Here is a 13984-nt window from a genome sequence, read left to right as displayed (position 1 = left end):
CGCCGGGGGGCGCGGAGGGGCCCCGGGGCCCGCGATCATCGGCGGCATGACCGAGGACCTCGACGCGCGCCTCCGGAGCCTGGGGGCCTCCGGCGATGCCGACGCGCTGATCGACCTCGGCTGCGACCTGGCCGACGCCGGCCGGCACGCCGAGGCCGAGCAGTGCTTCCGCCGCGCCGCCGAGCGGGGGGACACCGTCGCCGCGTTCAACCTCGGCAACGCCCTGGCCGCCCAGCAGCGCTGGGAGGAGGCGGTCGACGCCTACGAGATCGCGCTGGCCGGCGGGGAGGCCGACGCCTGGCGCAACCTCGGTCTCGTGCTGGAGGACCTCGGCGACCTCGCCGGCGCCATGCGTGCCTACCGCGGCGCCGTGGACGCCGGCGACCTCGAGGGCGGCCTGCAGCTGGCCTTCCTGCTCCGCGAGCAGGGCGAGCGCGACGAGGCCCTCGCCGTGGCGCGGGAGATCGCCGCGGCCGGGGACGACGAGGCCGCCGCCGTCGTCGCCTGCTGGACGTACTGCACGACCCTGGACCCGGGGCTGGAGCCCGACCTGCGGGCCGGCGCCGCCCACTTCCCGGCGGCGCGCACCGACCTCGCGCACCTGCTGCGCGAGACCGGCCGGCCCGAGGAGGCCCGCTGGGTGCTCGAGGTCGGCGCCAAGCGCGGCGAGCAGGTGTCGTGGCTGCCGCTGGGCAACCTCTACCGGGAGGAGCTCGGCGACGACGAGGCCGCCGAGGAGGCGTTCCGCGCCGGCATCGCCGCCGGCGACGTGTACTGCCACCAGAACCTCGCCGTGCTGCTCGCCGACCGCGGCGACCTCGACGGCGCCGTCGAGCAGTTCCGCCTGGGCGCCGAGGCCGGCGACCAGCTGGCCGCGCAGACCCTCCGGGGGCTCGAGCTCGGCTGAGGGTGGGCTGGACACGAGCCCGTCACACGCGCACCGGATACTGCTGCACGTGTCCGAAGCCACAGTCGACGTCGCCGACCTGCGCCGCTCCGACCGCCCCGACCCCGACGCCCGCGCGGACGACGCCCCGCTGCGCGACGACATCCGCCTCCTCGGCCGCGTGCTGGGGGAGGTGATCGGCGAGCAGGCCGGCCCCGAGGTGCTCGAGCTCGTCGAGTCCACCCGCGTGCAGGCCTTCGGCATCCGCCGGTCCGAGGTCGACCGCGGGCAGCTCGCCGCGCAGCTGGCCGGGCTGGACGTGCGCTCGGCCAACCACGTCATCCGGGCGTTCAGCCACTTCTCGCTGCTGGCCAACCTGGCCGAGGACATCCACCACGAGCGGCGCCGCCGCTACCACCGCCGGGAGGGGTCGCCCCCGCAGCTGGGCACCCTGGCGGCCACGTTCGCGCTCCTGGACCGCGCCGACCTCGACCCCGACGTCGTCGCCCGGGAGCTGACCGGCGCGCTGGTGTGCCCCGTGGTCACCGCGCACCCCACCGAGGTGCGCCGCAAGACCATCTCCCAGGTGCAGCGCCAGGTCGCCGAGCTGATCCGGCAGCGGGACCGCACGGCGGAGGGCGAGGTCGACGACGAGTGGTCGGCGAAGCTCTGGCGCTCGGTGCTGACGCTGTGGCAGACGGCGCTGCTGCGGCTCTCGCGGCTGCGGCTGCAGGACGAGATCGACGAGGCGCTGCGGTACTACAAGCTGTCGCTGTTCGACGTGGTGCCGGCGCTCAACGCCGAGCTGCGGCGGGCGCTGGAGGAGCGCTTCCCCGGCGCGGGGTTGCTGCGCCGCCCGATCCTGCTGCCCGGCTCGTGGATCGGCGGCGACCGCGACGGCAACCCGTTCGTCACCGCCGACGCGCTGCGGCGGGCCACGAACCGGCAGGCCGAGACGGCGCTGGGCCACCACCTGGCCGAGCTCGAGGCGCTGCGCGGCGAGCTGTCGATGTCCGACCGGCTGGTGACGCCGACGCCGGCGCTGTACACGCTGGCCGAGGCCTCCCGCGACGACTCCCCGTTCCGGGCCGACGAGCCCTACCGCCGGGCGCTCAACGGCATCGCCTGGCGGCTGGCCGGGACCGCGCACGCCGTCCTCGGCCGGGTGCCGGGGCCGGCGCCCGAGGTGCACCTGCCCCCGTACGACTCGCCCGACGAGCTGCGCGCCGACCTCGACGTCGTCGACGCCTCGCTGCGCAGCCACGGTGCCGGCGCGCTGGCCGACGACCGGCTGCTGCGGCTGCGCGAGGCGGTCGAGGTCTTCGGGTTCCACCTGTGCGGGCTGGACCTCCGGCAGAACTCGGCGGTCCACGAGCAGGTGGTGGGCGAGCTCCTCGCCTGGGCCGGCGTGTGCGACGACTACGCCTCCCTCGACGAGGCGGCGCGGGTCGAGCTGCTGGCGGGAGAGCTGCAGCGGCGCCGCCCGCTGGTGCGGCCCGACGCGGAGCTCTCCGACGACACCCGCAAGGAGCTCGACGTGCTCCTCGCCGCCGCCGAGCAGGTCGTGCTGCTCGGCCCGCGCACGATCCCGAACTACGTGATCAGCATGTGCGAGTCGGTCAGCGACGTCCTCGAGGTCGCCGTCCTGCTCAAGGAGGTCGGCCTGCTCGACCCGGCCGGCCCGGACGGCCCCACCTGCTCGGTCGGCATCTCGCCGCTGTTCGAGACGATCGGCGACCTGCAGGCCGCGGCCACCACGCTCGGCGCGATGCTCGACCAGCCCCTGTACCGCGCGCTTGTGGGCAACCGCGGCGACGCCCAGGAGGTCATGCTCGGCTACAGCGACAGCAACAAGGACGGCGGCTACCTCGCCGCCAACTGGGCGCTGTACCGGGCCGAGCTGGACCTGGTGGAGGTGGCCCGCCGCGAGGGCATCCGGCTGCGGCTCTTCCACGGCCGCGGGGGCACCGTCGGCCGCGGCGGGGGTCCGAGCTACGAGGCGATCCGCGCCCAGCCGCCGGGTGCGGTGGCCGGTGCGCTGCGGATCACCGAGCAGGGCGAGGTCATCGCCGCGAAGTACGCCGACCCGGATCTGGCCCGGCGCAACCTCGAGGCGCTGCTGGCCGCGACGCTGGAGTCGACGCTGCTCGACGTCGAGGGCCTCGGCGCCGACGCCGAGGACGCCTACGGGCTGCTCGACGACCTCGCGGCGCGGGCGCAGCAGGCGTACCGGGCGCTGGTGCACGAGACGCCCGGCTTCGTCGAGTGGTTCCGGGCGGCGACGCCGATCAGCGAGCTGGCCGAGCTCAACATCGGCAGCCGGCCGCCGTCGCGCAAGGCCGGCAACTCGATCGCCGACCTGCGGGCCATCCCGTGGGTGTTCAGCTGGTCGCAGACCCGGATCATGCTGCCGGGCTGGTACGGCACCGGATCGGCGCTGGAGTCCTGGGTGGACGGCGACGAGGGCCGGCTCGGCAGCCTCCAGGAGCTCCACCGGCGGTGGCCGTTCTTCCGCACGATGCTGTCGAACATGGGCATGGTGCTGGCCAAGACCGACCTCGGCCTGGCCGCCCGCTACGCCGAGCTGGTGCCCGACGAGGAGCTGCGCGCCCGGGTGTTCGACCAGATCACCGCCGAGCACGAGCGCACCTGCCGGATGCTGCTCGCGGTCACCGGCGACGACGCGCTGCTGGCGGACAACCCGTCGCTGGCCCGCTCGATCCGAAACCGGTTCCCCTACCTGGAGCCGCTGCACCACCTGCAGGTGGAGATGCTGCGCCGCCGCCGGAGCGGGGACGACGACGAGCTGACCCGCCGCAACATCCAGCTGACCATCAACGGCATCGCGACCGCGCTGCGCAACAGTGGCTGACCCGGGGCTGCGCACCGCGACCAGCGCCGACCTGCACGCCGCGGCCGACGCCCTCGGGCTGTCGCCGGCCGCGCTCGCCCCGGCGCTGGTCGAGCCCCGGGCCCGGGTGCTGGTCGGCGTCGAGGGGCAGGTGGTGCTGCTCCGCCGGCAGTGGGCGGACGACGCCACCGCCGAGGCCGTCGCGGTGCGCCGGACCGGGGTGCCGCTGGACCACCCGGACGTGCTCGCGACGGCGGCCGGGTGGGGCTGCGACCGCGTGCGGCACCTGGCCACCGACCGCGTGGGCGAGGTGCCCCTCCCGCCGGCCGACGCGCCGCTGGCGGTGCGCTTCGCGGTCCTCTCCGCGCTCGCCGCGACGCGGGTCGAGACGGCGGTGGCGCTGGCCCGGGGCACCGGGGTGGCGCGCACGAAGGACGACGGCAGCCCGGCGGTCGCCGCCGACGGTGCCGCGCACGCCGCCGCCGTGGCCGTGCTCGGCGACCTCGGCGTCCCGGTGCTCAGCGAGGAGAGCTCCGACGCCCCGGTGCCCGACGGCTCCCCGTGGATCGTGCTCGACCCGCTGGACGGCACCGGGAACTTCGCCGCCGGCCTGCCGCCGTGGGCCTTCTCCGCCGCGCTGGTGGACGACGGCCGGCCGGTCGCCGGGCTGGTCGCCGACCTCTCGTCGGGGCGGCGCTGGTGGGCGCTGGAGGGACGCGGCGCGGTGCGCGACGGCGTCCCGATCGGCCCCCGGCCGGGCGGCACCGTCGTCGTCCCGTCGGGACCGCGGGGCGCGGTGGTGGGGGTGCCGGAGACCGCCCGGCGGGTGCGGATCACCGGCTGCACCGCCGTCGACCTGTGCCTGGTCGCCGACGGCGCCGCCGCGGCCTGGCACGACGTCGACCGCAGCGGCACGCACGTGCACGACGTCGCCGGGGGGCTGGCCGTGCTGCTGGCCGCCGGTGGGACCGCGCTCACCGAGGAGGGGGAGCCGCTCCGGCTGCGGCCCGACACGGAGACCAAGATCCGCCTGGTCGCGGCAGCGGACGAGACGACGGCCCGGGAGCTGCTCGCCGCCCTGGCCTGAGGCTCAGCCCGCCGCGGCCGCGCGGACGGCGGCGAGCAGCGCCTCGCGCTCGTGCATCGTCGTGCGGGCCCGGCCGCGGCTGGCCCCGAGCGCCACCTCCGCGGCGTCGATGGCCCGCCAGTCCTCGAGCAGCACCGGCTCCGCGCCGCGCTCGCGCAGCGTCGTCACCAGGTCGTCGACCGGGCCGTGCACGGCGAGCGTGCCGTCCGCGGCGTCGGCGAGGAGCGCGGCGACGGTCTCCCGCGCGTCGTGCTTGTTGTGCCCCACCACGCCGGTCGGCCCGCGCTTGATCCAGCCCGCCACGTACTCGCCGGGGGAGACCGCCCCGTCGCGCAGCACCCGCCCGACGCCGTCGTGCGCCACGGTGCCGGTGCGCTCGTCGACCGGCAGGCCGGGCAGCGGCAGGCCGCGGTAGCCCACCGAGCGCACGACGAGGTCCGCCGGCAGCACCTCGACCTCGCCGGTGCCGATGGCGCGGCCGTCACCGTCGACGGCGGTCCGCTCCACCTCGATGCCGGTGACCCGGTCGGCGCCCAGCAGCCGCAGCGGGCGGCGGAAGAAGCGCAGCCGCACCGGCACGTGCCCGTCGGGGACCTCGTGCCCGGCCCACTCGCGCAGCACGGCCAGGTTGCGGGTGACCGTCCGGTCGGTGGCGGCGCGCTCGGCGCTGCCCGGGTCGAGCTCCAGCTCCGCCGGGTCCACCAGCACGGTGCCGCCGGCCAGCTCGTCGAGCTCGCGCAGCTCCTGGGTGGTGAAGGTGGCCTGGGCCGGTCCGCGCCGGCCGAGCACCGTGACCTCCTGCACCGGTGCGGCGGCCAGCACGTCGAGGACGTGCTGCGGCATGTCCGTGGGCTCGAGCTCCTCGGCGGTGCGCGCCAGCACCCGGGCGACGTCGAGGGCGACGTTGCCGACGCCGATGACCACCACCGAGCGGGCGGCGGCCAGCGCGGCCTCCACCCGCTCCCGGTCGGCGTCGGGGTGCCCGCAGTACCAGGCGACGACGTCGGTGGCGGCCAGGCTGCCCGGCAGGTCCTCGCCCTCGATGCCCAGCCGCCGGTCGAGCGCCGCGCCGTAGGTGTAGACGACGGCGTCGACGTGGCGGCGCAGCTCGTCGAGGGAGAGGTCGGTGCCGATCTCGACGTTGCCGACGAAACGGACCAGCGGCTGGTCGAGGCTGCGGTGCAGGGTCTCGCGGATCGCCCGCATCTTCGGGTGGTCGGGGGCGATGCCGTGCCGCACCAGCCCGAAGGGCGTGGGGAGCCGGTCGACCAGGTCGACGGCCACCGGGACGTCCTGCTGGCGGGTGAGCGCGTCGGCGGTGAAGATGCCCGCCGGCCCGGCGCCGATGACGGCGATGCGCAGGGGCCGCCCGGCCGAGGGGACCGCTCCGTCGTCGACCACGAACGCATCCTGTCCGTCCCGGGCGCGCGGCACCACCCCGGAAGCCCCGGTCAGGGGCAGGAGTGGTTGTGGTCGAGCCCGTCGAGGCCGTCGGGGACGTACTGGGTGAGGACGACGCGGCCGCCCGGGACCAGCGGGTCCAGGCCGCAGGCGTCGACCGCCTGCTCGTAGGTGACGGCCCCGGCCAGCCAGCTGTCCAGCTCGGTCAGCGGGCTGTCCTCCGATACCGTGCCGACGATCTGGCCCCACTGCCGGCCGGTCGAGTAGAGCCCGACCTCGGCGCCCTCCGACTCCAGGTAGGCGGCCATCCCCTCGAGCGCGGCCAGGTTGCGGGCCCGCGCGTCGGAGGAGCCGGCCTGCCAGGTGTTGGAGGTCTCGACGTCGAGCCACCAGGTGTAGCGGTGCGGCGAGCTGTCGATCTGGACCGCACGCGCGGCAGGGGCGAAGAAGGACACCACGCTGTTGCGCGCCCGCTCCCACCCGTACCGCCACGAGCAGGCCTGGTCGTTCGCGCCCTCGCAGCTGCCGTAGGGCGTCGCGCCGGCGCTCGGCCAGGTGGTGACGTCGTCGAGGACCTGCCCCGGGTTGGCGGTGTTCAGGTAGAGCTGCACGGCCGGCTGGTCGGTGATCCCGCTGGACCGGCCCGCCCACTGGAGCTGCTCGCGCAGGCAGGGGTTGGCGCGGGTGGCCAGGCCGCCGTTCACGCCCACGATGCCGAACGCCTGGTCGTCCGGCGGCGTGCTGCCGCACTGGGGGTGGGAGATGTCGTAGCCGACCCGGCTCTGCGGCGTGGCCGACGCGAACGGCGCCGCCGTGGCGGGGGTGGCGAGCAGGAGCTGCAGGCCGAGCAGGGCGAGCACGGCGGTGACCGCTGCCGCTCCTCGTCGCATGCCCTCCATCGGACCGAAGCGACCTGTGACCCGGCGTCCGTGGGAGGGAACGTCCCGGTTCCGCACCACCCGTCACACGGCCTGGCAGGTCGGGCACCAGTAGAGGTTGCGCCCGACCATCGCCTCGGTGCGGACCTCGGTGCCGCAGATGCGGCAGGGCAGCCCGGTGCGCCGGTAGACGTAGTGGGCGTCCTCCCGCTGGACCGCGCCTCGACGGCGGGTGCGGTCCTCGGGGCGGGTGGTGACGATCCGCCCCATCCGGACGCCGGCCTTCATGAGCGTGACCAGGTCGGCCCACATCTGCGCCCACAGCGCCTCGTCGACGGCCTTGCCGGGGCGGAAGGGGGAGACGCGGTGCCGGTGGAGGAGCTCGGCGCGGTAGACGTTGCCGACCCCCGCGAGCACCGACTGGTCCATGAGCAGCGCGCCGATCGCCGTCCGGCTGCTGCGGATGCGGGCCAGCGCCCGGCCGCCGTCCGCACGCGGGCGCAGCGGGTCGGGGCCGAGCCGGTCGAGGATCGCCGACACCTCGGGGGCGGTGAGCACCTCGCAGGCGGTGGGGCCGCGCAGGTCGGTCCACACACCGGCCCCGTCGGGGCCGTCGGCCTCCCAGCGCATGCGGAGGGCGCCCTTGGGCGGCGGGGGTGTCCCGGTGCCGGTCGTGTAGGTGCCGTAGAGGCCCAGGTGCACGTGCAGCGCGTCGCCGCCGAACCGGGCGAACAGGTGCTTGCCGTAGGAGAAGACCTCGTCGAGCACCCGTCCGTCGAGCAGCTCCGCGCCCGCGGTGAAGCGGCCCTGCGGGCTCGTGACGTGCACCGGCCGGCCGGCGAACAGCGTGGACTGCTCCCGCGCCAGGCGGAACAGGGTGTGGCCCTCGGGCATCCGCGCAGCGTAGGCGGCGGGTCGAGGCTCAGCGGGCGGCGGTCTCCAGGCCGAAGGTCGGCCGGTCGGCCTCGGCGACGAGATCGAGGTCCTCGGGGTGCTGCTGGATGTAGTGCCGGACGAAGGAGCAGTAGGGGAGCACGGTCAGGCCGCGCTCACGAGCGGCGGTGAGGACGCCGGCGACGAGCTTGGTGCCCATGCCCTGACCGCCGACGGAGGGGTCGACCTCCGTGTGCGGGAGGGTCATCTGCCCGTTGTCGACGTGGTAGCTGGCCAGGCCGACGACGCGCTCGCCCTGCCGGATCTCGAAACGCCCCTTCTCCGGGACGTCGACCACCGTGCTCTCCATGCTGTGCTCCACCTTCCGTGACCTCCGGCGCCGTTGCCGGAGCTCGCCGTGTGTCTCTGAACGGTAACGCGGGGGAACGCCGCCGTCTCTCTTCCCGTCCCACGAGTCGCCCGCGCCGATGGTTCCCCCGGGTAACGACCGCCGCGCCCTCTGGAACGAGTCCCGCGCCGTCCGGTTGCGGGCGGCGTGCCAGGATGACCGGCGCGGCCCCGTAGCTCAGGGGATAGAGCATCGGTTTCCTAAACCGTGTGTCGCAGGTTCGAATCCTGCCGGGGTCACCAGCCGCGCCGGGCGGCGGCGTCGTCCGGGATCCTCAGACGTCGCGGCGGGCGAACAGCAGGGCGGTCAGCCCCCACACCATGGCCACCCAGGCGACCGCCCAGAGCACGTAGGCGGCGCTGAGCGGGTTCTCGGACAGGAACGGGAAGCCGGCCGCCTCGGTCTCGAAGAACGACAGCACGGCGGGGTCCTGGAAGGCGTGCATGGCGCCGCGCCACAGGCCGTCGGTGGGCAGCAGCACCTGGGAGACGGTGCCGACCTGCGTCACCGCGTCGTTGCCCAGCGCCTGGCCGACCCCGCCGACGACCCCGGCCACCCAGGTCGCCCCGAAGAGCCCGACCGCCACGACGCCCGACGCCATGGGCGAGATCAGGCTCGACAGCAGCAGCGCCAGGGTGAGCAGCACGATCGTCTGCCCGGCGAGGAACGCCAGGCCGGTGGCCGGGTCGGGCGGCCAGTAGCCGACCGCCCAGTGGACGACGGCGAACTGGGCGAGGCCGGCGACGGCCACGTAGGCCGAGCCGAACACGACCAGCCCGAGCCACTTGCCGAGCAGCACCTCCGACCGGCGCACGGGGCGGGCCAGCACCGACAGCGCCATGCCCGACTCCACCTCGCCGGACACGGTCGGCCCGGCCAGGAACGCGGTGCCCAGCGCGGCGATCAGGCTCAGCCCGAACATCACCAGGTTGAGCAGCTGCGAGGCGACCAGCCGGGCCTGGCCCGAGGTCAGGTCGCCGAACTCAGTGTCCAGGCCGGCGAGCTTGCTGAAGCCCCAGCCGCTGAGCCCGAGCAGCGCCAGCGTCAGGACCGCCAGCGCCCACACGACCCGGCGGCGCACGGCCTCCCGCAGCGTCAGCCCGGCGATGGTCAGGACGGTCACCGCGGCCCCTCCCCGGACGAGTCGCGCAGGATGCCGAGCAACCGTTCCTCCAGGCTGATCCGCGCGGGCTCGACGGCGTGCACCGCGACGCCGAGGTCGACCAGGTCGGCGACCAGCCGCGGGACCGTGCCGTCGTCCTCGTCGCCGGGCAGCACGACGGTGAACCGGTCGGCCTCCCTGGTGAGCGCGCCGGCCGCCCGCATCCGGGCCTCGGCCCGGCCGTCCACGCCGGTGAGGTGCAGCCGCACCTCGTGCCGGCCGAGCAGCTCCGCCAGCGTGCCGGAGGCCGCGACGCGGCCGGAGTCGAGGATGACCACCCGGTCGCAGACCCGCTCGACCTCGCCGATGAGGTGCGAGTTGAGCAGCACCGCCACGCCGCGCTCGCGCAGCTGCAGCACGAGGTCGCGGACGTCGGCCCGGCCGAGCGGGTCCATGGCGCTCGTCGGCTCGTCGAGCACCACCAGCTCCGGGTGGCCGACCAGGGCGACGGCCAGGCCCAGCCGCTGCTGCATGCCCTTGGAGAAGCCGCCGACCCGGTCGCCGTCCCGTCCGCCGAGCCCGACCACGCCGAGCCGCTCGCGGCTGTCGGCGTCGGTCAGCGGCACCCGGGCCAGGCGGGCGTGCAGGGCGAGCACCTCGGCGGCGGTGAGCCACGGCTGGTAGCGGAACAGCTCGGGCAGGTAGCCCACCCGCTGCCGGGACCGCGGTTCCCGGTTCGGGGCGCCGAGCAGCATCACCTCGCCGGCGTCGGGCCGGACCAGGCCCAGCAGCATCTTGATGACGCTGGTCTTGCCCGCCCCGTTGGGCCCCAGCAGGCCGACGACCTCGCCGCGGCCGACGGTGAACGAGACGCCGTCGACGGCGGTGCGGCGCCGGTACCGCTTGCGCAGCCCCGAGCACCACACCGCGGGCGAGACGGGCAGCCCCGCGACCAGCTCCGCCGCCGTGGGGCTCGCCGACCCCACGTCAGCGCAGCCCGCGCGCCACGGCCAGCACCTCGTCGGTGCTCACGGCACCGGCGACCGCGGTGAGCACGCCGTCCTCGACCCAGACCACGCCGGCCATCGTGCCGTCCCGCGACTCCAGGACGGTGGCCTCGCGGCCACCGACCTCGGCCGTCGAGGTGGTGACCATGTCGGCCGGCACGGGGAGGGGCAGCGTGGCGCCCTCGGGCGAGAAGTCGCGCAGCTGCTGCGCCACCCCGGCGGGGATGCCGGGGATGGACAGCAGGTAGTCGCGCACCGTCTCGAACGGGACGCCGTCGGAGAACGCCGTCGGCGCCACCGCCCGGCCGACCGCGAAGACCGGCAGCCCGGAGTCCTGCGACCACACCGCGGCGACGGCCGGACCGGCCTGCAGCCGCACCCGGCTGCCGTCGAGCCCCGGCGGGGGAGCGGGCAGCTCCTCCCCGGTGGCGGCCGCGGCGGCGGCGGCCTTGTCCGCGGAGAAGGTGAAGACGGCGCTCAGCTCGTCCACGACCTGGTAGCTGGGCTCGCCGCTCACGCCGACGGGCAGGTCGCCGACGTCGGGCACGGTCAGGCCGGTGCGCTCCTCGGCGGTCCTGGCGTCGGCCACCTCGGTCGGCTCGCCCTCGCCGGTGACCTCCAGGTCGCCGAAGGCGGAGAGGTCGGGCAGCGCGACCAGCTCGCCGGTGCGCACGGCGACCGGCTCGACCTGCTCGGTGCGGAAGATCGGCAGCCAGTCGTTCGCGGCGGCGACGCCGGCACCGGAGAGGACGACGGCGAAGCCGAGCGCGGCCACGGCAGGGCGGCGCAGCGCGGGCGCCCACCGGCGCCGCCGAGCGGGGGCGGCGGCGCGCGGCGCGGGGGCGGTCGCGGCCAGGCGCGCCCAGCCGGCGTCGACGTCGACGCGGGGCGCGGAGCCGAGCGCGGCTCCCACCGCACCGGCGTCGGCGCGGACGGATTCGAGGGTGGTCAGGCAGGCCGGGCACGAGGCGACGTGCGCGCGGTCGGCGTCGGCCACCCCCGCCGGCTCGTCGAGCAGGCGGCGCAGCACGCCCTCAGTCGGGTGACGCATGCGGGTTCAACTCCTTGCGCAGAGCGGATTCGGCGCGCCGCACCGTGGTGCCGACGCTGCCGACGGACAGGTCGAGGGCGGCCGCGACCTCGGCGTAGCCGAGGCCGCTGTGCCGCAGCACGAGGGCGACCGCCTGCTTGCGGGGCAGGCGGGACAGGGCGGCGCGGACGCGGGCGTGCTCCTCGCGGGAGACGACGGCGTCGGCCACGTCGGGGACGATGGCGGGCTCGGCGCCCACCACCTCCTCGCGCGCGGTGCGACGGCGGCCCGACCGGATCAGGTTGAGAGCGGTGTGCGCGGCGGCCACGGTGAGCCACCCCCGGGCCTCGCGTGCCGGCACCGACGACCGGCCGAAGGAGAGGAACACCTCCTGGGCGACGTCCTCGGCCTGATCCCGGGAACCCAGCACCCGGGCGGCCACCGCGACCACCCGCGCGTACTCGGCGCGGAAGACCGGCTCGAGGTCGTCGCGGACGGTGCCGGCCGGTCGTGCGGTACCCGCGATCCGCCGGGCCGCGGGCAGCGCCGGGCTGGTCGCCGTCCACCGCTCCTGCCGCACCAGGTCCACACCAGCAGAGCACCGCCGCGGCCGCAGATGTGACACGCGGCCGAGGATTCCCCTCCGGGCGCCTCTCCGTCAGCCACCTCACACCGTTGGGCCGCCAACCGTTGGTGGGCCACGGGTTACGGTCGAGAGGTGACCGAGACGCAGACGGACGACGTGCTCGCCCTGGAGCGGCAGGTGTGCTTCGCGCTGTCCGTGGCCGCGCGCAACGTCGTCGCGGTGTACCGGCCGGTGCTCGAGCCGCTCGGGCTCACCCACCCGCAGTACCTGGTGATGCTGGCGGTGTGGCAGCACGGCTCGCTGTCGGTGAAGGAGCTGTCCCGGCTGCTGCAGCTCGACCCGGGCACGCTCTCCCCGCTGCTGAAGCGGCTGGAGGCGGCCGGCCTGCTGCGCCGGGAGCGGGACCCGCGCGACCAGCGCAACCTGGCCCTCGCGCTGACCGAGAAGGGCGCGGCGCTGCGCGCCGAGGCCGAGCGCATCCCGGCCGGCATCGTCGAGCGGCTGGGCATGCCGGTCGAGGAGCTGATGGCGGTGCAGCGCTCGCTGGGCCGCGTGATCGAGGCATCGCAGCGGGCGCTGGCCGCCTCGGGGAGCCGAGGTGGGACCGATGCCTGAGGACGTCCAGCCGGACCCCGTCGTCCGGCCCGCCCCGCACCGCTGGATCTGGTACGCCCTCGGCGGCGGACTGCCCGAGCGGCACCGCGGCTGGGTGCTGCACGACGCCACCACCCGCACCTGGTGGCTGCGGCACGTCGCGCGCATGCTCGTGCAGCTGGCCGTGCCGATCCTGCTGCTCGTGCTGCTGCTGCCCGCCGGCTGGGGGCTGCGCCTGGCGTGCGCCGGCGGCGGTCTCGCGCTGGCCCTCTTCTACTCGGTCGCGTACATGCCCGAGGCCACCGAGCACCGGATCATGAAGGCCGGCTACCCGGCGGGGACGGCCACCGCGATCCGCGACTCCGCCGCGCTGCTGCGCCAGCAGCAGGAGAGCGAGCGCAAGCGCGCCGCCCGGGAACGGCGCGCCCAGCGCTACCGGGAGAAGCTCGGCCGTTGACCCGCGCCCGTCCTGGGTAGCGGCACGGCATGGCAGCGCGCAACGCGGCGGTCGCCGCCCAGGGGCAGTGGACCGACCCCGACGGGATCCGCCGGCCGTCCGGCGAGGTGCACGGGTGGGAGCCCGGGCGCAACGAGACGGTGTGCGGGCTGTCGCTGAGCCGGTCGCGCCTGCAGCGCTTCCCGCACGTCAGCTGGGCCGACGTCCAGCCGGAGTCGGGCCGGCACGCCGACGAGGTGGCCGTCGTCTGCCGGCGGTGCGCCGCGGGCCTGGGCGCCCGCCGGGACGAGCGCCGCTGGACGCGCACCAACCCGCGTCCCTGACCGCGCCGACCGGCAGGGGAGGATGGCGGGCATGAGCCAGGTCGTCGCCACCGCCGAGGGGATCGTCCGCGCGCCCGCCGACCAGGTGGCCGCCGCGCTGGCCGACTACGAGACGGTGCGGCCGCGGGTGCTGCCCGTCCAGTTCAGCGAGTACCGCGTCGAGTCCGGCGGGCAGGGCGCGGGCACGCGGGTGCACTGGCGGTTCGCCGCGACCTCGAAGCGGGTCCGCGACCAGCTGCTCGACGTCACCGAGCCGGCCCCCGGCACCCTGGTCGAGACCGACCGGAACAGCTCCATGGTGACCACCTGGACGGTCCTCGCCGCCGACGCCGGGCTGAGCACCGTGCGGGTGCGCACCACCTGGGACGGCGCCTCCGGCATCGGCGGCTTCTTCGAGCGCACCTTCGCCCCCAAGGGCCTGCGCCGCGTCCACGGGGACCTGCTGCGCCGGCTCGACGAGGTGCTCGCCGGCTGATCCGGGCGCGGCGGCCGATCCGAGG

At 76.0% G+C, this 13984-nt stretch carries 15 protein-coding genes and 1 tRNA gene; 8 read left to right on the top strand and 8 right to left on the bottom strand.

Annotated features, from left to right (window positions below):
- Positions 1–46: 46 nt before the first annotated feature.
- Genes DQ241_RS09525 through DQ241_RS09515 form a run of 3 tightly spaced genes read left to right on the top strand, consistent with a single transcriptional unit; the run spans position 47 to position 4824 of the window.
- Entirely contained in the window at positions 47–907 is an 861-nt protein-coding gene (locus DQ241_RS09525; protein WP_113829909.1) for a tetratricopeptide repeat protein, read from the top strand.
- A 49-nt stretch (positions 908–956) separates the two neighbouring features.
- Entirely contained in the window at positions 957–3758 is a 2802-nt protein-coding gene (gene ppc / locus DQ241_RS09520) for a phosphoenolpyruvate carboxylase (protein WP_199584238.1), read from the top strand.
- Entirely contained in the window at positions 3751–4824 is a 1074-nt protein-coding gene (locus DQ241_RS09515; protein WP_113829908.1) for an inositol monophosphatase family protein, read from the top strand. The genes ppc and DQ241_RS09515 overlap by 8 nt, the downstream gene beginning before the upstream one ends.
- Before the next feature lie 3 nt (positions 4825–4827).
- Here the strand turns inward: DQ241_RS09515 and DQ241_RS09510 are convergent, their stop codons facing one another.
- The 4 genes from DQ241_RS09510 to DQ241_RS09495 all read right to left on the bottom strand — a co-directional run bounded on the left by DQ241_RS09510 (position 4828) and on the right by DQ241_RS09495 (position 8346).
- The gene (locus tag DQ241_RS09510) at positions 4828–6225 is read right to left on the bottom strand and encodes an FAD-dependent oxidoreductase (protein ID WP_113829907.1); all 1398 of its coding nucleotides are present in this window, start codon (positions 6223–6225) and stop codon (positions 4828–4830) included.
- Positions 6226–6275: 50 nt separating this feature from the next.
- Entirely contained in the window at positions 6276–7115 is an 840-nt protein-coding gene (locus tag DQ241_RS09505) for a hypothetical protein (protein WP_113829988.1), read from the bottom strand.
- A gap of 72 nt (positions 7116–7187) precedes the next feature.
- A complete protein-coding gene (locus tag DQ241_RS09500) occupies positions 7188–7997 on the bottom strand; it encodes an Fpg/Nei family DNA glycosylase (protein ID WP_113829906.1) in 810 nt (269 codons plus the stop codon).
- A gap of 28 nt (positions 7998–8025) precedes the next feature.
- Positions 8026–8346, bottom strand: a complete 321-nt coding sequence (locus tag DQ241_RS09495; RefSeq protein ID WP_113829987.1) for a GNAT family N-acetyltransferase — start codon at positions 8344–8346, stop codon at positions 8026–8028.
- Between the two features lie 205 nt (positions 8347–8551).
- Here DQ241_RS09495 and DQ241_RS09490 point away from each other — a divergent pair.
- A tRNA-Arg gene (locus tag DQ241_RS09490) sits at positions 8552–8627 on the top strand.
- 32 nt (positions 8628–8659) lie between these two features.
- Here DQ241_RS09490 and DQ241_RS09485 read toward each other — a convergent pair.
- The 4 genes from DQ241_RS09485 to DQ241_RS09470 are packed head-to-tail and all read right to left on the bottom strand — an operon-like array spanning position 8660 to position 12113.
- A complete protein-coding gene (locus DQ241_RS09485) occupies positions 8660–9508 on the bottom strand; it encodes an ABC transporter permease (protein WP_113829905.1) in 849 nt (282 codons plus the stop codon).
- Positions 9505–10473 (bottom strand): ABC transporter ATP-binding protein, encoded by a 969-nt coding sequence (locus tag DQ241_RS09480; RefSeq protein ID WP_199584235.1) that lies wholly within the window; start codon positions 10471–10473, stop codon positions 9505–9507. Before DQ241_RS09480 ends, DQ241_RS09485 begins: the two co-directional genes overlap by 4 nt.
- 1 nt (position 10474) lies before the next feature.
- Positions 10475–11545 carry a hypothetical protein gene (locus tag DQ241_RS09475; protein ID WP_113829904.1) on the bottom strand — a complete coding sequence of 357 codons (1071 nt, stop codon included), beginning with the start codon at positions 11543–11545 and terminating at the stop codon, positions 10475–10477.
- Positions 11529–12113 carry a sigma-70 family RNA polymerase sigma factor gene (locus DQ241_RS09470; RefSeq protein ID WP_233492335.1) on the bottom strand — a complete coding sequence of 195 codons (585 nt, stop codon included), beginning with the start codon at positions 12111–12113 and terminating at the stop codon, positions 11529–11531. The genes DQ241_RS09475 and DQ241_RS09470 overlap by 17 nt, the downstream gene beginning before the upstream one ends.
- Before the next feature lie 129 nt (positions 12114–12242).
- Between DQ241_RS09470 and DQ241_RS09465 the strand changes: the two genes are divergently transcribed.
- From DQ241_RS09465 to DQ241_RS09450, 4 genes are read left to right on the top strand one after another with little or no spacing between them, the layout of a single operon-like run.
- Positions 12243–12725: a MarR family winged helix-turn-helix transcriptional regulator gene (locus DQ241_RS09465; RefSeq protein WP_113829903.1), complete on the top strand. Its 483-nt coding sequence runs from the start codon at positions 12243–12245 to the stop codon at positions 12723–12725.
- Entirely contained in the window at positions 12718–13161 is a 444-nt protein-coding gene (locus DQ241_RS09460; protein ID WP_113829902.1) for a DUF5313 family protein, read from the top strand. Before DQ241_RS09465 ends, DQ241_RS09460 begins: the two co-directional genes overlap by 8 nt.
- Positions 13162–13190: 29 nt before the next feature.
- Positions 13191–13484 carry a hypothetical protein gene (locus DQ241_RS09455; RefSeq protein WP_113829901.1) on the top strand — a complete coding sequence of 98 codons (294 nt, stop codon included), beginning with the start codon at positions 13191–13193 and terminating at the stop codon, positions 13482–13484.
- Positions 13485–13515: 31 nt separating this feature from the next.
- Positions 13516–13959: an SRPBCC family protein gene (locus DQ241_RS09450; protein WP_113829900.1), complete on the top strand. Its 444-nt coding sequence runs from the start codon at positions 13516–13518 to the stop codon at positions 13957–13959.
- Positions 13960–13984 lie beyond the last annotated feature (25 nt).

Source organism: Blastococcus sp. TF02A-30 (genome assembly GCF_003319185.1).
Taxonomy (GTDB): Bacteria; Actinomycetota; Actinomycetes; order Mycobacteriales; family Geodermatophilaceae; genus Blastococcus.
Note: the sequence above shows the minus strand (reverse complement) of the source record. Positions and strands in the feature narration are given on the sequence as shown.